The sequence below is a fragment of the Pseudomonas uvaldensis genome (genome assembly GCF_021271205.1).
GTDB lineage: Bacteria > Pseudomonadota > Gammaproteobacteria > Pseudomonadales > Pseudomonadaceae > Aquipseudomonas > Aquipseudomonas uvaldensis.
On record NZ_JAIWKS010000005.1, the window covers coordinates 520,446 to 541,977 of the forward strand.

General features: G+C 60.3%; 14 protein-coding genes. 12 read left to right on the forward strand and 2 right to left on the reverse strand.

All coding sequences use genetic code 11. The annotated features are described in order from the left end of the window. Window positions 1-54 precede the first annotated feature (54 nt). The 3 genes from aspA (at window position 55) to LCU97_RS14795 (ending at window position 4,544) form a co-directional block, all read left to right on the forward strand. Window positions 55-1,479 (forward strand): aspartate ammonia-lyase, encoded by a 1,425-nt coding sequence (gene aspA / locus LCU97_RS14785; RefSeq protein WP_053148924.1) that lies wholly within the window; start codon window positions 55-57, stop codon window positions 1,477-1,479. Window positions 1,480-1,958: 479 nt separating this feature from the next. Next, a complete protein-coding gene (locus tag LCU97_RS14790; RefSeq protein ID WP_053148927.1) occupies window positions 1,959-3,407 on the forward strand; it encodes an alanine/glycine:cation symporter family protein in 1,449 nt (482 codons plus the stop codon). Between the two features lie 132 nt (window positions 3,408-3,539). After that, on the forward strand, window positions 3,540-4,544 hold the full coding sequence (locus tag LCU97_RS14795) for an asparaginase (RefSeq protein ID WP_053148930.1): 1,005 nt from the start codon (window positions 3,540-3,542) through the stop codon (window positions 4,542-4,544). Between the two features lie 45 nt (window positions 4,545-4,589). On the opposite strand, the gene LCU97_RS14800 is transcribed toward LCU97_RS14795, so the two are convergent. Further along, complete coding sequence (locus tag LCU97_RS14800; RefSeq protein WP_232776957.1) at window positions 4,590-8,015, reverse strand: dermonecrotic toxin domain-containing protein; 3,426 nt, start codon at window positions 8,013-8,015, stop codon at window positions 4,590-4,592. A 173-nt stretch (window positions 8,016-8,188) separates the two neighbouring features. Here LCU97_RS14800 and LCU97_RS14805 point away from each other — a divergent pair, with 173 nt between their 5' ends. The 6 genes from LCU97_RS14805 (at window position 8,189) to LCU97_RS14830 (ending at window position 18,042) form a co-directional block, all read left to right on the forward strand. Next, window positions 8,189-9,181 (forward strand): AraC family transcriptional regulator, encoded by a 993-nt coding sequence (locus tag LCU97_RS14805; RefSeq protein ID WP_232776958.1) that lies wholly within the window; start codon window positions 8,189-8,191, stop codon window positions 9,179-9,181. Between the two features lie 405 nt (window positions 9,182-9,586). Further along, window positions 9,587-9,949 carry a DUF6124 family protein gene (locus tag LCU97_RS14810; protein ID WP_232776959.1) on the forward strand — a complete coding sequence of 121 codons (363 nt, stop codon included), beginning with the start codon at window positions 9,587-9,589 and terminating at the stop codon, window positions 9,947-9,949. 181 nt (window positions 9,950-10,130) lie between these two features. Further along, complete coding sequence (locus LCU97_RS14815; RefSeq protein ID WP_232776961.1) at window positions 10,131-10,685, forward strand: hypothetical protein; 555 nt, start codon at window positions 10,131-10,133, stop codon at window positions 10,683-10,685. Between the two features lie 485 nt (window positions 10,686-11,170). Next, window positions 11,171-12,202, forward strand: coding sequence for a histone deacetylase family protein (locus LCU97_RS14820; RefSeq protein ID WP_232776962.1), 1,032 nt, complete (start codon window positions 11,171-11,173; stop codon window positions 12,200-12,202). 11 nt (window positions 12,203-12,213) lie between these two features. Continuing rightward, a complete protein-coding gene (locus LCU97_RS14825; RefSeq protein ID WP_232776963.1) occupies window positions 12,214-13,314 on the forward strand; it encodes a polyamine ABC transporter substrate-binding protein in 1,101 nt (366 codons plus the stop codon). Window positions 13,315-13,428: 114 nt separating this feature from the next. After that, window positions 13,429-18,042 carry a dermonecrotic toxin domain-containing protein gene (locus LCU97_RS14830; RefSeq protein ID WP_232776965.1) on the forward strand — a complete coding sequence of 1,538 codons (4,614 nt, stop codon included), beginning with the start codon at window positions 13,429-13,431 and terminating at the stop codon, window positions 18,040-18,042. Between the two features lie 34 nt (window positions 18,043-18,076). On the opposite strand, the gene pdxR is transcribed toward LCU97_RS14830, so the two are convergent. Further along, the gene (gene pdxR / locus LCU97_RS14835; protein WP_232776966.1) at window positions 18,077-19,642 is read right to left on the reverse strand and encodes a MocR-like pyridoxine biosynthesis transcription factor PdxR; all 1,566 of its coding nucleotides are present in this window, start codon (window positions 19,640-19,642) and stop codon (window positions 18,077-18,079) included. Window positions 19,643-19,743: 101 nt separating this feature from the next. On the opposite strand from pdxR, the gene LCU97_RS14840 reads away from it, so the two are divergent. From LCU97_RS14840 to LCU97_RS14850, 3 genes are read left to right on the forward strand one after another with little or no spacing between them, the layout of a single operon-like run. Further along, the gene (locus LCU97_RS14840) at window positions 19,744-20,385 is read left to right on the forward strand and encodes an FMN-binding negative transcriptional regulator (protein WP_232776967.1); all 642 of its coding nucleotides are present in this window, start codon (window positions 19,744-19,746) and stop codon (window positions 20,383-20,385) included. Between the two features lie 2 nt (window positions 20,386-20,387). Then, window positions 20,388-20,834: a GNAT family N-acetyltransferase gene (locus LCU97_RS14845; protein ID WP_053148961.1), complete on the forward strand. Its 447-nt coding sequence runs from the start codon at window positions 20,388-20,390 to the stop codon at window positions 20,832-20,834. A 9-nt stretch (window positions 20,835-20,843) separates the two neighbouring features. Then, window positions 20,844-21,527, forward strand: a complete 684-nt coding sequence (locus tag LCU97_RS14850; protein WP_053148964.1) for a GNAT family N-acetyltransferase — start codon at window positions 20,844-20,846, stop codon at window positions 21,525-21,527. Window positions 21,528-21,532 lie beyond the last annotated feature (5 nt).

Genomic DNA, 21,532 nt, shown 5'->3' on the forward strand with positions numbered 1-21,532 from the left:
TAGCATCCCCAGCGTTCCGGCTCAGACCGGGTCCTTATCGAGATGATTTCCGTCATGTCCTCCGCTGCATCTTTCCGCACAGAAAAAGACCTGCTTGGCGTACTCGAAGTACCAGCGCAAGCGTACTACGGCATCCAGACCCTGCGAGCGGTGAACAACTTCCGTCTCTCGGGCGTTCCGATTTCGCATTACCCGAAACTGGTGGTCGGTCTGGCCATGGTCAAGCAAGCCGCCGCTGACGCCAACCGCGAGCTGGGCCAACTCAGCGAAGCCAAGCACGCAGCCATCAGCGAAGCCTGTGCACGATTGATCCGCGGTGATTTCCACGAAGAATTCGTGGTGGACATGATCCAGGGCGGCGCTGGCACGTCGACCAACATGAACGCCAACGAGGTGATCGCCAACATCGCGCTGGAGGCCATGGGCCACCAGAAGGGCGAGTACCAGTACCTGCACCCCAACAACGATGTGAACATGGCGCAGTCCACCAACGACGCCTACCCGACCGCGATCCGTCTGGGTCTGCTGTTGGGCCACGATGCGTTGCTGGCCAGCCTCGAAAGCCTGATCCAGGCATTCGCCGCCAAAGGCGAAGAATTCAGCCACGTCCTGAAAATGGGCCGCACCCAGCTGCAAGACGCCGTGCCGATGACCCTCGGCCAGGAATTCCGTGCCTTCGCCACGACTCTGGGCGAAGACCTGGCGCGCCTGAAAACCCTGGCGCCCGAACTGCTCACCGAAGTGAACCTGGGCGGCACCGCCATCGGCACCGGCATCAACGCCGACCCACGCTATCAGGCCCTGGCCGTACAGCGCCTGGCGACCATCAGCGGCCAGCCGCTGGTTCCGGCCGCCGACCTGATCGAAGCCACCTCCGACATGGGCGCCTTCGTGCTGTTCTCCGGCATGCTCAAGCGTACCGCGGTCAAGCTGTCGAAGATCTGCAACGACCTGCGTCTGTTGTCCAGCGGACCGCGTACCGGCATCAATGAAATCAACCTGCCGGCCCGCCAGCCAGGCAGCTCTATCATGCCCGGCAAGGTCAACCCGGTGATCCCGGAAGCGGTCAACCAAGTGGCGTTCCAGATTATCGGCAACGACCTGGCCCTGACCATGGCGGCCGAAGGTGGCCAACTGCAACTGAACGTGATGGAACCGCTGATCGCCTTCAAGATCTTCGACTCGATCCGCCTGCTGCAACGGGCTATGGACATGTTGCGCGAACACTGCATCGTGGGCATCACCGCCAACGAAGCGCGCTGCCGTGAGCTGGTCGAGCACTCGATCGGCCTGGTCACCGCCCTGAACCCCTATATCGGCTATGAGAACGCCACCCGTATTGCCCGCGTCGCGCTGGAAAGCGGCCGCGGCGTGCTGGAACTGGTGCGCGAGGAAGGCCTGCTCGACGAGGCGATGCTCGACGACATCCTGCGCCCCGAAAACATGATTGCCCCGCGTCTGGTTCCGCTCAAAGCGTGATCGACGCGACCATTGCTCACCAGGTCGAGGGACTAGACACCTCTCACCTTTTGAGGGCTTGGGGATTTTCCCCAAGCCCTTTTTTTAATTGATAGCGAAAGGATGACCGAACCTGTAGGACCGAGACCACTCGTGATAAACGACGCCGCGCTGCCGTTGTAACCCGCGCCGTCAGCCATCATGGGCCGACTCGCCCCACAAGAACCTGACCGAAAGGCCAGGCAACTAAAGAGGCTGTTTCGTCGGACGCACCACAACTGTGCAGACGGGCACCGCACTGATAGGTATAGTGCCGCCCCTCTCGCATGCGAGGTCGTAAACAAGCGCCCCTTAAAACATGCGAACCCGAACTAATAACAACCCGCGAAATGGACCGGGACGAAACATCGCTTGACCTGCCTGGCCGCCTGTCGGCCGTCGTAACACGATGTTTCCAGCGGCCAGTATTTGCTTAAACAAAAAACAGCGAGGAATAATCCATGCTCGAAGTCATCAACGACTTCCTTTCAGGGAAAGTGCTGATCCTGCTTATTGTGGGACTCGGTGGCTACTTCACGATCCGCTCGCGCTTCGTCCAGTTCCGCCATTTCGGCCACATGTTCAGTGTCTTCAAAGAGTCCCTTCACGGCCAGGCTGGCCAGCTGAGCTCGTTCCAGGCCCTGATGCTGAGCCTCGCCGGCCGCGTCGGCGCCGGTAACATCGCCGGTGTCGGTATCGCCGTAACCCTCGGCGGCCCGGGCGCCGTGTTCTGGATGTGGGTCACCGCACTGGTGGGCATGTCCAGCAGCTTCTTCGAATGCACCCTGGCCCAGGTCTACAAGCGCGCCGACGGCGACGGCCTGTACCGTGGGGGCCCGGCCTACTACATCCAGCACGGCCTGAAGCTGAAAGGCATGGCGGTGGTGTTCTCCATCCTGCTGCTGGTCACCTACGGCTTCGCCTTCATCGGCCTGCAGTCCTACACCGTGACCCACTCGCTGCAGAACGCCTTTGCCTTCGACCCAAGCCACACCGGTATCGTCCTGGCGGTGCTGCTGGCCATCACCTTCATCGGCGGCATCAAACGCATCGCCGCGGTGTCCGACCTGCTGGTACCGGTCAAGACCCTGGCCTATATCGGCGTGACCCTGTACGTGATCGGCACCCAGATCGAATACGTGCCAGCCATGCTGGAAACCATCTTCAAGAGCGCCTTCGGCCTCGACCCAGCCTTCGGCGGCCTGCTCGGCAGCGCCATCGTGATGGGCGTGAAGCGTGGCGTGTTCGCCAACGAAGCAGGCCTGGGCAGTGCGCCGAACGTCGCCGCCGTGGCCGCCGTGAAACACCCGGGCGCCCAGGGCGTGGTCCAAGCCTTCAGTGTGTTCCTCGACACCTTCGTGATCTGCACCTGCACCGCGCTGCTGATCCTGCTGTCGGGCTTCTACACCCCGGGCTTCGAAGGTGACGGCATCGTCCTGACCCAGAACTCGCTGGCCGCCGTGGTCGGTGACTGGGGTCGCGTGTTCGTCAGCGTCGCGCTGTCGCTGTTCGTCTTCACCTGCATCCTCTATAACTACTACCTGGGCGAGAACAGCCTGCAGTTCCTCAGCCGCAACCGCGCCGTGCTGATGATTTTCCGCGGCCTGGTGCTGGCGCTGGTGGTATGGGGTTCGATGCAGGACCTTTCGACCGTGTTCGCCTTCGCCGACATCACCATGACCTGCCTGGCCTTCGTTAACTTGATGGCCCTGGCCATGTTGTTCAAGGTCGGCCTGCGCGTGATGCGCGACTACGACGAGCAGCGCCGCGCCGGCGTCAAGCAGCCAGTGTTCGACTCCAGCAAATTCACCGACCTGGACCTGGACCCGAAGGCCTGGCCGACCAGCCCAAGCCAATCGGCTCCACGCGAGCAAGGCGCAGCCCAGGGCACGCCTGCCACGCAACGCTGATCGCCCTGGCGGGTGGCTCCCCGCCACCCGCCGCGACAGACCGCAACGAGTGGCGTCCTGCCACTCGACGTGACACACCTTGCGCACGCAGGCATGCTGGGCGCAAGGTGCATTCGTCCAGGAGACCCATCAATGAAATCCGCCTCTTACCCTGCCGCGCAGCACGTCATGGTGCTCTACACCGGCGGCACCATTGGCATGCAGGCCAGTGCCCACGGCCTGGCCCCGGCTTCCGGTTTCGAAGCGCGGATGCGCGACTACCTGCACAGCCAACCCGAACTCGTCGTCCCACAATGGCGTTTCAGGGAAATGTCGCCGCTGATCGACAGCGCCAACATGACCCCGGCTTACTGGCAACAACTGCGCGAAGCAGTGGTTGACGCGGTGGACGTCCAAGGCTGCGACAGCGTGCTGATCCTGCACGGCACCGATACCCTGGCCTACAGCGCCGCAGCGATGAGCTTCCAGTTGCTGGGCCTGCACGCCCGCGTCTGTTTCACCGGCTCCATGCTGCCGGCCGGCGTGACCGACAGCGACGCCTGGGAAAACCTCAGCGGCGCGCTGGTTGCCCTCGGCCAAGGCCTGGCGCCGGGCGTGCATTTGTACTTCCATGGCGAATTGCTGGCGCCGACCCGTTGCGCCAAGGTGCGCAGCTTCGGTCGTCATCCGTTCAAGCGCCTGGAGCGCCAGGGCGGTGGCGTGAAAGCCTCGTCCTTGCCAGCGCAGCTGGATTATCGCCAGCCGAAGCAATTGGCCAACGTAGCGGCGCTGCCGCTGTTTCCCGGTATCAGTGCCGAGATCCTCGACGGCCTGCTCGGCAGTGGCATCCAGGGTTTGGTATTGGAATGCTACGGCAGCGGCACCGGCCCAAGCGACAATCCGGCCTTCCTCGCCAGCCTCCAGCGGGCGCGGGACAACGGCGTGGTGGTCGTGGCGGTGACGCAATGCCATGAAGGTGGCGTGGAGCTGGACGTGTACGAGGCCGGCAGTCGTCTGCGCGGTGTCGGCGTGCTGTCCGGCGGCGGCATGACCCGCGAGGCGGCGTTCGGCAAGCTGCAAGCGTTGATCGGCGCCGGGCTGGCCGTGGAAGACGTCCGCCGGCTGGTTGAGCTGGATCTGTGCGGTGAGCTGAGCTGAACCCTGCAAACCGGTGAGGCGCGAGCGTGCCCCCGCCTCACACCGCTACACCGAGAGAAACAACGCCTTGGCGGCGGCGCTGCCGATGTCGGCGCGCCAGATCCTCTCAACCGCCTGGCCGGCTTTCTGCTGGGCTTTCTGGAACTCAAGGCCCCGCCCACCCTGCTCGTACGTCTTCAGGTGAGCCTTGGTAAAGGCATCCGCTGCCGCATCCTGCTTCAGATAATGGAAATGCGCGAACCACAGCACGCGGTTGTTGCGCCTCTCGCGAATCTCGTAGACCTGCAGGAAGTCGTTGCCTTTATTGTCTGAAATATCCACCCGGCCACCGGCCTTGCGGATACTGATCTCCTGCTCCTGCAACAAATACTCCACCGCGCCAACGTTGGGCAGCTTTGCCTTGGTCATCGCGATGCGGGTGGTTCGCCCCAACTCCCGCAGACGCCTGGCACCGGCTCTCAGATCCTTGATCAACATTCGCGGGGCCTGGTCACCCAGTGCCTGCGTCAACTGCTCGATCTCCTCGGCACAGCGCTCGAACTCGGTTGCCTTGCCGACGATGAGATCCTCAACATCGATAGGCGGACGCTCACTTCTGGACAACCAACCGGCGTCAGACATTTGTTGATCAAGAGTGCCCAGCAGATCGCGCCCCTTCTTCTCCAGGCTCTTGAGTTTTTTTGCGGCACGGACGCTCAGCCCACCCGCGCCACCGAGCAATCGCGGGCTGTGTCCCAGACTCCAGCGACCTTGCCCATCCTGTTCAAGCCAGGGACCGGTTCGCGCCGGGTGGGCGGCGTCGATGATCACCACCCCCTCAAGCCGGCGTGACACTCGATACCACTGGCCTTCGACCTGGGCAAACCACAGGCTGCCCCGTCGATAGAGCCCCTGGTATTCACCCGAAACCACCAAGCCTTGCAATGTGGAAGGAGCCGCCAGTTTGAAGGTGTCGAGACTGGTCAGTTCAGGGGCGCAAAACCGGGCACGAGGGCTCGACCAGCCATAGACCAGCCGCGCCTTCGCCCCGTAAGGGTTGGCGGAAGCAGATGATGCCGGCTCTTTGATGATTGCGTTACCCGGCGGGACAACCGGAGCCTCAGCCTCGGTCACTGGCCGTTCCTCCAATCGGCTGATCGCTCCCCGGCGTGAACCTCCATGCACCAATACCAGCGCCAGGCTCATCAGCACCTCGGCCAAGGCTTCCCCGGTGTTTTCCACCCCCTCGCTGTCGACGAACTCATCAAGCCGCTCCGTGAGCTGGGCCAACAGGCCGATCATCACTACAGGCCCCTCCAACAGCGGCAGCAACAGGTTGAACGCTACCCAGCCAAACTGCGTGAAACTGTCCCAACGCGCCTGCGAGTCGGACACCGAGGCCCGTTTGGCCTGTTCGATCAACGCCTGGGCGCACGCCTTGTACAGGGCGCCGGCAATATCGCCCTGGATCAGCTCCGTGCCGAGCAATGCGGGCTCAGGAGTCCGGGGAGAGGTGACGTCGGACAGCAGCACCCGGCCGATGTGCGGCTCCTGGAAACCGCCGTTGGCGTAGATCCGCCGTGCAGAAGGCCCGAGCCCGGCGAGCACGCTGCCTTGCAACGCGCCGACATCCTTGATGGCGTCAAAAAGCGCGGCACGGGAAGCGAACTCCATCAAGGGCGCGGACGATGCAGGCCGATAAAGGACATGAGGCCCGTGACCGGCATCCCTGGGACCGATCACAAACATGTTGCCGACCACGTCGGGCGTCGCATTGGCCTCCGTCAGGAAGGCCAAGGGCCTGACGACCGGTTCATGCCCGGCCGCGAAATCGATGAAAGCCCTTGGCTGGAATACCGCAACGACGGAGCGATAAGCCTGATCCGTCAGACTCTTCTTGATCTTCAGCTCCAGTGCCAACAACGGCAACAGGATGCCGAGGCGGTCGCCAAAGGCCTGCTGCCTGCGAGCCGAATCCAAAGGATCGTCCAGCAGCTTGCGTCGCAGCAGCTCGGGGTAGTGTTGGCCAATGTCGGCTCGCGAGGTCAGGTCCCGCAGGTACTCATAAGTCATCCAGGCGGGGGGATTGCCCCCCTGATAGGTGATTTTCGATTGAACCCGGGGAAAGGCGCCAAGATTCTTGATCGCCATTTCGGAAAACGTCCGGGTTTGCGCTTCACTGCGGCGGGGCGGAAATGGCGGATCGACGATCTCGAAGGAGGAATTGCTCACTCGAGACAAGGTCACTTCAATTTCGCTCACTGAGATATCGCTGCGCGCGGGATCATCCTCCAGCATCTTTTCCTTTAGCGCCTGGCCGGCAAACTCGAGGATGCTCGGAATACCCGTCATGAATGACGCCTGCCTTCGATGTTGGGCCGCCAGCGATGACAGCAATCGACTGTAGGCGCTACGATCCGCCAACGGTGCGCTCTTCAGCCAGGCAGGAAGCACATCCTGGAATGTCGACAGCCTGGCCTCATGCCCCGAGCGAAAGGCCCCCAGCAATGTACTGGGGCTGGAAACCTGTGCCACTTCGCGCTCAAGACTGGCCGTATCGGGATAAACCGAGGGCTTGATCCCGGCAAGCAGCTGCAACTGACGCTCCAGGAGACAGAGGGTCAAGGCGTCGAAGATGTCCTGCTCGGGTGTGTAGTTCCTCAGCTTCGAGTCCGCCGCGCGGCGCGCACCGAACCAGGACGCCTCCATCGCCGCCACCGAACCGAACACCTCGATACCGCCCGACAACGTGTAGAGCAAAGCGACTTCTCGTCCATTCATCTGACGTGTCATGGCCAATACCAACACGTCCTCCGCATGGGGAACGTCGCTGTCTCCCTCATAGACAAACGTAACGTAGGCTCGGGTGGTGCCCTGCCCTTTGGCCTGTTGTCGCAGCCCCTGCTCCGGATAATCGAGGACGGCCTGAACGGTGGCGTGTTCTTCGCCCATCAGCGCCGAAGCAGCCTGTTGCAATTGCGCCTTGAACAGATCGGACAGTTGTCGCCAGACGCTGGGGGTGCCCGTGCTCCAGAAATCCACCAGGTGCTGTTGGTAGGACTCAATCAGCAAGGAGGCCGATTCATCGAGCATCTGCTGGAGCTCACCCAAGGGGACCTTTTCGCCTTGGGGCGTCTCCGCACCAGGGAATTTCGCAAGAAAGCTGCCTTGGCTGAACGTCCTGACACCCACACCCCGACAGCGCTCGAGCAGTACCTCGGTCAACTCATGGGTGTTGTATCCCACTTTGTGCGGTTGGCCGCCCTCCAGGCGCCATTGAGGTTCAAGGATCACGGCCGTTGCAGCGGCAGGCGCCAACGCGGGGTCGTGCTCGGCGAGTATTTCTCGAAGCGTCGTCCGTGCGACATCCATCAGTGAAGGCCGTGATGCGAACAGCAGGTGCACACTCAAGGCCAGCGAGGTGATCTCGCCATCGGTTCGCAGGGGGCGTGGCAAGCTTGCGACCGAAGGGGCCGGGTTTGAAATCGACATGGTTGTTCCCAGTGGCAGGTAACGTGTAGAAATCTGCGACCTGCGTAAAACGCGAGCCGCAACCGTTACCGGCTAGCGTAAACAGCCCTTTACGGCGTTGTGCGGTATTGGGTTATCGCTTTGCCCGGCATACAACTTGCTCGCTATACAGCGTCCCAAGGCCGGAAAACAACATGCTTCATTCCCACCTCACTACGCTAAACGCCGTCTCTCTGGTGCTCGATGCTTTCAAGCACGAAGGCCTGCCGAGCGAGGCGCTGTTGGCCGGCAGCGGCATCAGCACGGCGGACCTGGACCGGGCCGACACCCGCATCACCACCAATCAGGAAATGCAGGTTTGCGTCAACGCCGTGGCCCGCAAGCATGACATCGGCCTGGACCTCGGTCTGCGCATGCACGTGTCGTCCTACGGCATGCTCGGTTATGCGCTGCTCACCAGTGCCACCTTAGGTGACGCTTTGCGCCTGGCGCTGCGTTATCCGGCGCTATTGGGAACACTCTTCGACCTGAAACTGGACGACGACGGCCAGCACGTCTGGTTCAGCGCCAGCGACTACCGGGAAAACCCGGCCCTGGCGGCGTTCAACGCCGAATTCTGCATGGTCTCTCTGCGGGTCACCTGTAACGACCTGCTCGGCCATGTCTTGCCACTGCGCAGCGCACGCTTCCAGCACCCGGCGCCCGATTATCAGGCACGCTATGCCGCACACTTCGATTGCCCGGTACGTTTCGACGCCATCGACAATGCCTTTGCCTTCGACCGGCATTGGCTTGACCAGCCTTTGCCATTGGCCGACCCCGTCACCCACCACGCCATGGTCGAACGCTGCCGCAAGCAGAACATCGAGTTCACCGGACGCCAGGCCTGGCTGGAACGGATCCGCCAACTGCTCAACGTCCAGCTGGAAGCCGCCCCCGGCCTGGAAGGCCTGGCCGAACAGATGAACTGCTCGGCACGCACCCTGCGCCGACACCTCAAGGACTGCGGCTGCAGCTACCAGGAGCTGCTGGATGAACTGCGCTTCGAACGGGCCAAGCAAATGCTGTGCGAAGACCAACTGCCGATCCACCGAATCGCCGAAAAGCTGGGCTTCAGCGAAACCGCGAGCTTCCGTCATGCCTTCGTGCGCTGGAGTGGTGTAGCGCCGAGTCAGTTCCGTCCCTGAGCCGCTGTCGTCGGCAAGCCACACCGGCTATGGAGGCTATGTGGGGAGTTGCCTTGCTCCCACAGGTAAGCGCTTTCGTCCTGACCGCCGTACCTCCGTCAAGCCACACATCCTTGCGCCTTTGCCTACAACTACGCCAGAATCCGCCGGCTTGTGCGCCTTGCCCCCGGACTCTATCGTTTTCCTGCCACTGCCCATCAGTGGTCGGGTTTAGTAGCCCGTGGTTCTCGGTAAGATGTATGAGTCTCCATCCAAGCAGGTCCACCCTGTGCTTGATGGTGGCTGTACGCAGGGCGCTTCGGCGCGCCGGCAATGCTGAGCTCCCCGGTCTACTAACCTGCGTACAGCCGCCACCCTTCTTTTAGTAGGGAAGAGGTTGCGGCTAAACCAAGGAGTTCTCAGCAAATGTTCAAAATAACCCCAAACCCTCCAGAGGCAGACCCCTCCTCACCTTACCTGGACGGCCTAAACGCAAAAAAGCTCGACGACGACGCCAAACGTACCTTGGACTTCTATCTGTTACCCAAACAGAAAAAACCTAAAGCCGGTACTCAGCCGGGCCAGCTATTTACCGTCATAGAAGACATCGACAACGAATGCCTGCTCGCCAACCTCAGCGAAACCCTGACATCGGCTGATGCGATGGTCAATGACTTGGCATTCGAACTGGACGGCTCGCGACGTCATGTTGCCCTTGGCATTCAGCAACTGATCGAACTCAGTTCATTGCTGGCGAACCGGGCGCTGGAAAATGTCGATCCGCGATAGCGGACAGCTTTTCCAGACAGAAACCCGGCGCGTTGCGTCGGGTCTGCTTCATTTTTTTGGTTGTAAGCCACCCAGCCCAGCGGTTCCAACGCTCCTTTTTCCGTTTACGCCATGTGTAAAGGAACACCACAGGTGCACGGTGTGACGATCATCGTATTCGCCGAAACCAGGGATTGAGAAATTGGCAAGACACACACAGCGAAAATTTGAGGAGTGGAGGGCTTATGCCAGTGCAGCCCGTATTGCTTCTAACGAGTTACTAGCATTGCTGGGAGGAGATTCAATAGGTCCTGAGCCCACGAACGCGCTTGATTTCGCACTGGTGCGATTCGGAGGCATCGACGCCGTCGCCCTCGAACAGTTCGATCTGTGGGAATCAGAATATGGCTTCCCTTGGCATGACTCACCAGGGGTCATTAAAAACGATGCCCGGCATTTCGATCTCGCGCTGTGGTATGGAGATTTGTTATGCGGCCTATGCTTTGCCACACCCAGCGGCAAACGTACCTTGGTACGGATCAAGCTACTGGAAGGGCATCCTAAACGGGAAAATGGCCAGCATCCCTTGAAGGGAAGAGTCATCGAACTCTGCATATTCGCCGTTATCCAGTACTGCAAGATCATCGGCGCAGACTACATTGAAATCGATAAACCATTACCCGGAGCAGTCCCGGTATATATCGAGAACGAGTTCAGGATGGTGAACGGTACCCTTGTATTGACCCTTGATGCGTAATAGCATCACTTTAGAGGTGATCGAAAAATGAGCAAATTGAAAGCAACCCAAAGCGGTAAAGCCGGCAAACACAAAGGGCAAGGCACTTTCCGAGGCTCATTTGTGCACGGCCTGCGAAAAGCTCGTGTCACTACTTCAATGGACCTGCGAATGCTCGACCGTATCCGGCGTGGTTCGTCCGACGAGCCAGACGGTGCACTCGCTGGTTCGCATCAGGTCAAACTTTCGGCTAGTGCATAGAATCATGGCCGATTGTGAATACGGCGGCCAACTGGTTGCCTTTTTTATCTGCCGTACCTCTCTACCCAGTTAATCTGGCCCACGTATTTTTTTATTCACTTCCGCGCCGATCCGTCCAAAACAAGGACAATTTACGGTCAAACCTTTTGGCCATTCTGATCCCCTTTTGGCCTCTCCTGCCGTTCTCTGAAACGCCGCCCGCCGCAAGACTGTAAGCAACCGGATCAGCCCTGCGGAGGACAAAAATGCTGACGATCTACTCGGACGATCATCACCTGCACCACGGCCGTTGCGAAATCATGGATGGGCAATTGATGCCCTGCTTCGAAATGCCTTCCCGGGCCGATCATGTACTGGAGCGGGTGAAGGCCCGGGCACTGGGTCCGGTGCAAGCGCCACAGGACTTCGGCCTAGCACCGATCCAACGCATCCACACCCCGGCCTATCTGGCGTTCTTTAAGGGTGCCTGGGATCGCTGGGCCGAATACCACCGCGACGGCGACTTGTTGCCCTATACATGGCCGGCGAGGACCCTGCGCACGATCATCCCGGCCAGCTTGCACGGCCAGCTCGGCTATTACAGCTTCGACGGCGGCGCGCCGATCACCGCTGGCACTTGGCAGGCAGCCTACAGCGCCGCTCAGGTCGCCCTCACCGCCCAGGCCGACATCCAGCGCGGCGCCCGCAGCGCCTTTGCCTTGTGCCGGCCGCCGGGGCATCACGCCGCCAGCGATTTGATGGGCGGCTATTGCTACCTCAACAACGCAGCCATCGCCGCCCAGGCGTTTCTCGATCAGGGTCACGAGAAGGTGGCGATCCTCGATGTGGATTACCACCACGGCAATGGCACCCAATCGATTTTCTATGAGCGCAGCGACGTGTTGTTCGCCTCGATCCACGGCCACCCGGAGGCCGAGTTTCCGTTCTTCCTGGGATACGCGGATGAGCGCGGCGAAGGGGTCGGGGAAGGTTTCAACTTCAACTATCCTCTACCGGCCGGTTCAGGCTGGGACACCTGGAGCGCCGCCCTGGAACAGGCGTGTGACGAAGTCCAGCGCTACGACGCCGATGTGATCGTCGTCTCTCTGGGCGTGGACACTTTCAAGGACGACCCGATTTCCCAATTCAAGCTCGACAGCCCGGATTACCTGGCGATGGGCAAGCGCATCGCCGCGCTCGGCAAGCCGACGCTGTTCGTGATGGAAGGCGGCTATGCGGTGGCCGAAATCGGCATCAATGCGGTGAACGTTCTCGAAGGTTTTCAAAGCGCCCAATGAGGAAAACAAGCATGAGCAGACTCAAGCGTTTGATGGTCCCCGCCCTTTGCACCGCGCTGCTTTGCGGTGCTGTCCAGGCTGAAGAGCGCACCTTGCGCGTCTACAACTGGTTCGACTACATCACGCCCAAGGCCCTGGAAGATTTCAAGGCGCAGAACAGCCAGGTCAAGCTGGTCTACGACATCTTCGACACCAACGAGGCCCTGGAAGCCAAATTGTTGACCGGTAATTCGGGCTACGACGTCGTGGTACCGTCCAACGTATTCCTCGCCAAGCAGATCGAAGCCGGAGTATTCCAACCGCTGGACCGTAGTAAATTGCCGAACTGGAACCACCTCGATCCCAAGCTGATGAAGCTGATCGAGGCCAACGATCCGGGCAACAAATTTGCCGTGCCCTACATGTACGGCACCATTCTGATCGGCTTCAATCCGGACAAGGTCAAGGCAGCCCTGGGCGACAACGCGCCGGTGGACAGCTGGGATCTGATCTTCAAGGAAGAGAACATCAGCAAGCTCAAGCAATGCGGCGTGGCGCTGCTGGATTCGCCTTCGGAAATCCTGCCCCTGGCCTTGCAGCACCTGGGTCTGGACCCCAACAGCAAGAAGCCGGCGGACTATGCCAAGGCCGAAGCGCTGTTGATGAAGATCCGCCCGCATATCACCTATTTCCACTCCTCCAAGTACATGGCTGACATCGCCAATGGCGACATCTGCGTGGCGGTGGGCTATTCCGGCAGTTTCTCCCAGGCGGCCAACCGGGCCAAGGATGCCAAGAACGGTGTGACCGTGGACATGCGCCTGCCCAAGGAAGGCGCACCGATCTGGTTCGACATGCTCGCCATTCCCAAAGGAGCGAAGAACCCAGACGACGCCTATACCTTCATCAACTATCTGTTGCAGCCGCAGGTGATCGCCCCGGTCAGCGATTTCGTCGGCTATCCGAACCCGAACAAGGACGCCACGGAAATGGTCGATCCGGCGATCCGCGGCAACCCCAACCTGTACCCGACCGAGACCGCCATGGCCACGCTCTACACCCTGCAACCCTTGCCCAGGGATGCCGAGCGCGCACGGACCCGGGCCTGGACGCGGATCAAATCCGGACAGTAATCCACTGCGGCATATACATAGTTACCACCTTCCCTGTCTCGCCCACTCCTAGCATGGGCTCCCCGAAGCATCTGGCTTCGGGGATTGGATGCATCGCGAGACAGGGAGACTCGAATGGCACGAACCTTAAGAACAACCGCGCAATCCACGCCTGAAGCCAGCCTCAGGGATGCTGTACTCAACCAATTGCTGGCCGGTCCTACCTCTCCGGAAGTTGCTGCCGTACTTTTGCGCAAAGCCCTCAAGAGACTCTATCCGGCACTGGACCTCGACCCACACAACACCGTCGTCGGGGAGCCAAACTGGGAAATTGTCGATGGCGAAATCGTGGAACGCCCCACACGCTATGAAACCCTGAGCAGCATGGTGGCCGAACGGGTGGGCGAAAACGAATCGACCATGTTGGTCGAGGGTCTGCATTATCTGACGCAACTGCCGCTGACTACGCCCGAAGTACATCTGCCAGTGCGCATCGGGCAGATCGGCAACATGATCAACGAGCTGGTGCCCACCATGTTGTCCGCCAGCCAGGAACAGCAACTGGCGTACTGGAACGCCTCGCTCGGTGCATCCGGGCCGCGCTGGCATGAACTTTCCCGCACATTGCGCAAGCTTTGGGACGTCAGGCAGGTCAAGGGCTGGACCGCGACCGAATGCGTCATGGCGAGATTGCTTTACCTTTACCCCGACCAGCAGGATCGCAAGGCGCACGACCGCTTTGACACTCACGCGTATTTGATCGACATCGATGAGGTCAACGGCGACGAGGCAACTCGCGTAAACGAAAATTCGATCATGGTGCTAAGCGGCAAAATAGACGGCCAGGAAGTCATCCTGACCTACTCGCTGCGCAACGGCTACGAGAAATTCGACTCACAACATGCGCTGGGGCAATCCCTGCCCGCTCACCTGGGGACCGGCGTGCGCAGGAAAATCCAATGGCGGCTCTACGAACCCGACGGCAATATCTTCGACCACAAGGCCTGTGGATTGATCGCCATGCAGGTCCAGATCATTGGTTCGCCCGGGTTTCTGCAACGGTTCATACCGAGCGAAACCGAGCAGTCCTCTTCCGATGAATTGGACGTGGATAACGATCCGACCGAAGACTGGTTCCAGAAGCAGATACCCGACTGGTTGAAAGCCGCATCGGTATCAGACCAGATCCTGTTCGCCCAACACATGAAAAGCCTCTCGGCACTGAGCAGTGCCCATGCAGGCAAGACCTATCTGGACGATATTCCATCCATCAAGCGCTATACGTTGACGGCCCTGAAGCAGCAAATGCAATCGGAACATGCCGACGCCTCGACACTGGACCTGGAAAAAATACAGGTCCAGATCCGCAGTCTGGTCGCCTGGGGCACCTTCATTGTGCCGGGGAAATTTGAAACCGCCCGGTTCAGCCTGGTGGAGTTGGCCTTGCAGAACCTGATGGCGCTGCCTCCAGGCGATAAAACGGTCCGATCAGTCGATGGCACCGCCCTGCCCAAGTGGATGTCGGTCGACTATCTCGAAAAGCTCATTGCCCAAGTCGATATCGGTCGTGCCTATCCCGAGCTGATCAAGAGCAAATTGCTCGCCGATCCGACAGAGTCAAGCCGTCGCCAGAGCCTTTTCACCTCCCAACTGCACGTCCAGCTCCCCCTGCTCGCGCTGGAAAGCAAGATCCGTGGAATCGGGAACATCGATGAACGGGGCTACCGGTATGTATGCGCCCTGATGGAGCCCGAGAAAACCGATCACAAGATCGACGGGCAGACCATCGTGATACGCAAGCTTGCGTTCGTCTCCGAGCAGAGGGGTTCAGAGGACGTCGTGACCAATATGTTCGTGATCGGGCCCGAAAGCCCGGATGCCGGTCCCTGCCTGCTGTACCGGCCGCTGCTCGAACCGCAGCTTTGTCAGTATCCATCGTTCAGCAACCTGATCTATGCCATCAAGCAAACCGCGTCCCTGCGCCAATCGGTATTGGCCTGGTTACCCGACGGCGTGCGTGAAAACTACAGCCGATACGTTTTTTCAGGCCCGCTGCCCTCCCCCTGGACCATTATCGATTTTGTGACCGATCCTTTTTCGGCATGGGCCAATAGTGCCCCTATCAGGCTGAGTGAAAACACCCTGGGCGCGGATTTCCTGCCACAGTTGTTCAAGGCAAACGCCAATGCCCTGGCCGAGCTGGCCGATCGTCAATCGATTTCCAATAGCGAACACCGTTGGCAGACCTTCAAGCAAGCTGGCTGGTTGATTTTCAACCTGGCGCTGCCCTACCTGGGTTCGGCCGTCGGCACCGCCGCCTGGTTCTGGCAGATCCTCGACGACGTCGAATCCCTGACCCAGGACGACGAAACATCCAACAGCCAAGCCACATGGGAAGCCTTTGTCGACTTGCTGCTGAACATGGCAATGGCTATCACTGCCTATGCCATCGCCCACGCCAGGGAAGGTAAGCGTGGCCGTCGATCGACAGCGTCGGAGGTGGTGATCGAACTGGAGGATCTGAAAAAAATCGATCTGGTCATCGAAAAACGCCCAACGCTCAAGGGTAACGAACAGTTACCCGAACACTACGCCGTCATTCATTCCAGCGGTGCCTTGATCAGCAAATCGGGGCAAGGCGTGAAACTCCTCGAAACCTTCCGTATCGACAAACCCGAGAAACTGGAGCAACCCGAGACCGAAGGCGCGCTCAAAGGCCTCTATCCACGAGGCGAGGACTGGTACACACAAGTGGCGCATACCTGGTTCAAGGTCGCGGTGGAGGATGATCGGGTTTTCATTGTCGACGAGGCCAATCCTGCCCGTATCGGCCCAGCCTTGATGGCTGACACACATGGAAAATGGCATGTCGACACACGACTGCGTTTGCGTGGCCTCGGATCCAAAGGCGCCAGGCGGGCAGTCCTCGCCGAAGCAAAACGCCTCAGCACGCAACTGCTGTCGGAGCTGAACCGAATCGAGAACAGTAAACCGCAGAACCAGAAGCTCCTGACGATGAACGCCGAGGAGATGAACAAGGCTTCGGGCTCTGCCAAGGAAAGCAAGCGCGACGTGTACCTCAGCACCTTGAAGACGCAACGTGAAAGCTACGACGAAGCGCTGAGGATATTGACTGAATGGCCTGTTTTCCAGGCAAGGCCCGACGCCCCCCAGGCCAGGCTGGGCTACCTGAACGCACAGATCAATTTCACGTTCGAGGAAATAGACGCGCTGAACGAGCGATTTACCCCAGCCCTGAGAAAAGCCATGGACATGACCACCGCCGGTGTCGAAAGCCTGGAACAGGAACACATAGACGCTGCCGACAACATGATCCGAGTGGGCGACGACATGATCGAGCGCCTGGATTACATGGAGACCCGTTTTGCCAGGCTCAAGAAACTGGGCCGCGAAGGCTTTGAATTTCTGCGCCAGCACCGCGGAAAAATGCCCGCCTACGGAAGTGATGCGATCCGGCTTATCCAATTGGACATGTACCGGCATCTTTGCCTGTCACTCGACAGCGTCAGCACCATGCCCGAGGGCTGGGCGGACTTGAACCAGGTGGTCGATAACGTCACGGTCGCCTTCCAGAGCTTGCACGATGCCGTTGAAGAGCGCAGCGTGATACGCCTCGACGAGCAGATCGACGCCTATGGCAGCCTGACGGAACAGTTCTCTGCCATCGAAGAGCATCTGGAATATATTGCCAGTGAGTACAAGGACAGCGTTCGGCTGGCTGATCTCAACCGACTGGTCAAGCAAATCGGCCAGCTCAAGCGGCGAACACTGCATCATCTGGCCCAGGCGCTGGACGAAAGAAGCAACCGACGGACTACGGGCGCCGCCTATGAGAAGCGTCCGAGGCCGAGAAAAAGATTCATCAGGGCGCGATTCTGGGGCCTGGTCAGTGGCGAACCTCGCTTGACGAAGCTGAAGGAGGAAACGGATTGGGTCGACGTCAAACACCCGTTTTCCGAGAAGATCATCGCCACGTTCCATCGCAAGGAGAGCGGCGAATGGGTGCCCCACGTCAATGCCGACGTCCCGCCGGCCAGCATGCCGTCGGTCGTTCCCCCCCTTAAAACCAGCGTGACGAAGGGCAAGGCGTTGATCAACGGCTTGACGGCATTCAAGGTGCAAGTCGCGGAAAACCTGCAGAAACCCTCGCGCTCGCCGGCTGGTCTCGGCGTGATCCTGAACGCCCATGCCAGCCGGATGGAGAAAGTCGGCGCCGCGATCACCAAAGCACTGGACTCGACTTCGAACGAAACGGTGGACGTCTCAGCCGAGGACCGGCGTATCGCCCAATCCACGAGCGCAGACCTCAAGAAGGCCGCGAAGGCTCTGTATGACGAGGGGTTTGCAGCCGTGCTCAAGGTCATCAAACAACGTCCACCCACCATGAGCAGCGTTACTTGGCTCAAGAGCCGGAACCAGATTTCCATCAGCAAGCAAAAAAGCCGACAACGTATCAAGGGCCCCTTGTATGGTTACCTGGACAGGTATGAGATCAAGGACCTGAAAGAAAACAAAACCCTCTGGTTTGCGGACTTCCACTATTCGACCGATTGGGTACCGGCTCACGCTTTCCTGTCTGCACGCTTGAAGACGCCGGAACAGGTCAACCTGGGCAAAGCCGCCGATGTGACCAACGACCTCAACCAGCATCAACTGATCGACCATTACCGTAGCGAGATCGCCGTAGATCAAGCCATAGAAGTGTTTTTTCCCAAACGACCAGCATAACCCCGAGCACTGGGCGTCCCTTGGTGCTCAGTGTTCAACCGTCCCCGTTCCATGCCCTGTCCAGGCTCGCCAGTGCCGCGTCGATCGCCACTGGCGGGACGGCCGCAAACCCCAGCACGAGCCCGGCACGCACGTTCGACGCCGGTGTGGTGGGCAGCCAATAACTGCTCAGTCCATTGATTTCGACACCTGCGCGAGTCGCTTGGTCGATCAGTTCACGCTCGCGCTCGACACTGTCCACCGGCACCGTGACATGCAGCCCGGCCACGACCGTGGGCAAGGTTCCGACACCTTCTATAGCCTTCGGCCACCCCGCAAGCAACGCATCGCGCCGCGCCAACGCGGCCCGTCGCATGCGCCGGATGTGCCGCTGGAAATGCCCGGCCGCCATGAATTCGGCCATCACCGCCTGGGTGCTGACTTCCGAATGGCGCACGTCCACCGCACGGCGACGGGCGAAGGCGTCCACCAGACCCGGTGGTAACACCAGATAGCCCAGTCGCAAGGCCGGGAATGCGACTTTGCCGAATGTCCCGACATACAGGACACGTCCCTGGCGATCCAGTGCCGCCAGCGGAGCCAGCGGCGCGCCGCTGTAGCGGTATTCGCCGTCATAGTCGTCCTCGACGATCCAGCCGTCGTTGCGTTCGGCCCAGGCCAGCAGCTCCAGCCGCCGGGCCAGGCTCATGACGACACCGAGCGGATACTGGTGGGACGGGGTGACGTACGCCAGCCGACAGTTGCTCAACGTACCGAGCGCTGCGCAATCCAGCCCCTCGTTGTCCACAGGCACTCCGCGCACTTCGGCGCCGGCGACCGAAAACGCATGCCCGGCGGCGCGATAGCCAGGGTTTTCCACAGCGACAATGTCACCAGGATCCACCAACAGCTGTGCACAAAGGCTGATGCCCTGTTGGGCCCCACTGGTGATCACAATTTGTTCAGCCGTGCAGTGCAAGCCCCGAGAGCTTCGCAAGTACGCGGCAATCAGACTGCGCAAACGTGCGTCGCCCTGGGAGTCGCCATAACACAACTGCTGCAGATCCGGTTTGCGCCAGAAAGCCGCGTTCAGCTTGGCCCAGACGTCGAAGGGAAACAGATCGAAGGCCGGTACGCCGACCCGGAATGCCCGGGGAGGTCCACTGGGCGGCGGGTTCAGATGATGCTTTTCGACCCGTTCCAAGCCACCGCTGTGGATAACTTTACTGACGGGCGCCACTGGCAGATCGAGCCAATCCAGAGAGGTTTTTGTGGATAAACCTGGGGATAAGCCTGTAGAAAACCCTGTGGATACTTTTGTGGATATGTTTTTCAAGGGCAACGCCAATGAAGACAGCGTTGCCACATAAGTGCCGTCCCCCACTCGCCCTTCGATGAAACCCTCGGCATAGAGCTGATCGTAGGCCCGTACCACGCTATTGCGCGATATCGACAGCGCCGCCGCCAGATCGCGGCTGGCCGGCAGGCGCGTACCACTGGCCAAGCGCCCGTCCAACACCCGCGAACGCAAGGCTTGGTAAAGCTGACGACTCAGCCCGTGGCGCCGGTCCAGCTCGATTCCGGCGGGATTGAAGGACAGCGGCGGCACCGCATTGGTCATCACAGCACCCTCAAAATGGTCCGATTGAATTTGCTGAAAGTGGCTCTTACAACAGACCAATAGCCTGCCTAGGATGTACGCATTCGCCAAGGAAAATCGCCATGTACAACCCCAAAGCCTTTGCCGTTGAAGAGTTGACCCAACTGCATCACATGATCGGCGAATGCCGCCTGGCCGTATTGGTTACCCAAGGCGAGCTGGGTTTGCAGGCCAGTCACTTGCCCCTGTTGCTGGACCCGCAGCAAGGTCCCAACGGTACCCTGTACGGGCACCTGGCCCGGGCCAACCCACAATGGCGCGACCTGGAAGCCGGCGCCGAGGCATTGGTGATATTCGCCGGGGCCGACGCCTACGTCAGCCCCGCGTTCTACCCCGGCAAAGCCGAGCACGGCAAAGTCGTGCCGACCTGGAACTACCTGGCCGTGCATGCCTACGGCACCGCCGAAGTCTTCAGCGACGCCCATCGCTTGCGCAACCTGGTAAGTGCCCTCACCGACCGTCACGAAGCCGGCCGCGCCCAGCCGTGGAAAGTCGATGATGCGCCGCCCGACTACATCGACAGCATGCTCAAGGCCATCGTCGGCTTCGCCTTGCCGATCCAGCGCCTGGAAGGCAAACGCAAGCTCAGCCAGAACCGCACCCCTGCCGATGCAGCCGGGGTGCGCAACGGGCTCGCCGCCAGTCCCACCCCACAGGACCAGGCCCTCGCACGCCTGATGCCTGTCCCATCGACCGAGGAATGAAGATGAGCCAACTCAGGATCCGCTTAGTCACCGCTGCCGATCACGTCGCCTGGCTGCCATTGTGGCAGGCCTACCTGCGGTTCTATAAGACCGAACTGCCGGACGCGGTCACCCAAAGCACTTGGCAACGCCTGCTCGATGACCGCGAGCCGACCCACGGCGCGCTCGCCTGGGACGGCGATGTTGCGGTAGGCCTGGTGCATTTCATTTACCACCGCTCGAACTGGAGCATCGAGAACTCCTGCTACCTGCAGGACCTGCTGGTGACCGAAAAAAGCCGGGGCACCGGGATCGGTCGCCAGCTCATCGAATTCGTCTACGCCACCGCCAAGGCCGACGGGTGCTGCAAGGTCCATTGGCTGACCCACGAGACCAATGCAACGGCGATCCAGCTTTATGAACGCATCGCCGAACGCCCAGGCTTCATTCAATTTCGCCAAGCCCTTTAGGAGCACAGCATGTCGATTTCACTCGCCGATTGGAAAGGTGTCCCGGCGCCGTCCACCCGGCTGATCGAAGGCCGTTTCATCCGCTTGGAGAAGCTTGATCCGGCGCGCCATGGTGACGGTCTCTGGCAAGCCCTGGAAGGCCCCGGCGCCGATCCGAAGCTGTGGGACTACCTGCCTTATGGTCCCTTCCCGGAGCGCAAGGCTTTCGACGCGTGGCTGGACAACCACGCCGCCAACACCGACCCCTATTTCTTCACCGTGATCGACCGCGCCAGTGGCGATGTGCAGGGTATCCTCAGCCTGATGTCCATCGTACCGGCCCAGGGTCGCATCGAGATTGGCCATGTGACCTTTGGTGCGCCGATGCAGCGCTCGCCGAAAAGCACCGAAGCGGTCTACCTGTTGGCCAAAGAGGCTTTCGCCCTGGGTTATCGGCGTCTGGAATGGAAGTGCAACAACGCCAACGCCCGCTCCAGATACGCGGCCGAACGGCTGGGCTTCACCTTCGAAGGGGTGTTCCGCCAGCACATGGTGGTCAAGGGACAGAACCGCGACACGGCCTGGTATTCGATGCTCGACTCGGAATGGCCGGCGATTGGCGCGGGGTTCGAACGATGGTTGAGCGAGGAGAACCAGAGCGAGGGTGGGCAGGTGCGCAGTCTGGTGGAGTGCCGGACGCAGGTAGTTGACTGAAGGTC

Bases quoted from the DNA above. Each gene is read 5' to 3' on its own strand.
- LCU97_RS14845 (WP_053148961.1), top strand. From the start codon at position 20,388: ATGAGCCAACTCAGGATCCGCTTAGTCACCGCTGCCGATCACGTCGCC.
- LCU97_RS14840 (WP_232776967.1), top strand. From the start codon at position 19,744: ATGTACAACCCCAAAGCCTTTGCCGTTGAAGAGTTGACCCAACTGCAT.
- LCU97_RS14795 (WP_053148930.1), top strand. From the start codon at position 3,540: ATGAAATCCGCCTCTTACCCTGCCGCGCAGCACGTCATGGTGCTCTAC.
- LCU97_RS14805 (WP_232776958.1), top strand. From the start codon at position 8,189: ATGCTTCATTCCCACCTCACTACGCTAAACGCCGTCTCTCTGGTGCTC.
- LCU97_RS14820 (WP_232776962.1), top strand. From the start codon at position 11,171: ATGCTGACGATCTACTCGGACGATCATCACCTGCACCACGGCCGTTGC.
- LCU97_RS14830 (WP_232776965.1), top strand. From the start codon at position 13,429: ATGGCACGAACCTTAAGAACAACCGCGCAATCCACGCCTGAAGCCAGC.
- pdxR (WP_232776966.1), bottom strand. From the start codon at position 19,642: ATGACCAATGCGGTGCCGCCGCTGTCCTTCAATCCCGCCGGAATCGAG.
- aspA (WP_053148924.1), top strand. From the start codon at position 55: ATGTCCTCCGCTGCATCTTTCCGCACAGAAAAAGACCTGCTTGGCGTA.
- LCU97_RS14800 (WP_232776957.1), bottom strand. From the start codon at position 8,015: ATGTCGATTTCAAACCCGGCCCCTTCGGTCGCAAGCTTGCCACGCCCC.
- LCU97_RS14810 (WP_232776959.1), top strand. From the start codon at position 9,587: ATGTTCAAAATAACCCCAAACCCTCCAGAGGCAGACCCCTCCTCACCT.
- LCU97_RS14825 (WP_232776963.1), top strand. From the start codon at position 12,214: ATGAGCAGACTCAAGCGTTTGATGGTCCCCGCCCTTTGCACCGCGCTG.
- LCU97_RS14790 (WP_053148927.1), top strand. From the start codon at position 1,959: ATGCTCGAAGTCATCAACGACTTCCTTTCAGGGAAAGTGCTGATCCTG.
- LCU97_RS14850 (WP_053148964.1), top strand. From the start codon at position 20,844: ATGTCGATTTCACTCGCCGATTGGAAAGGTGTCCCGGCGCCGTCCACC.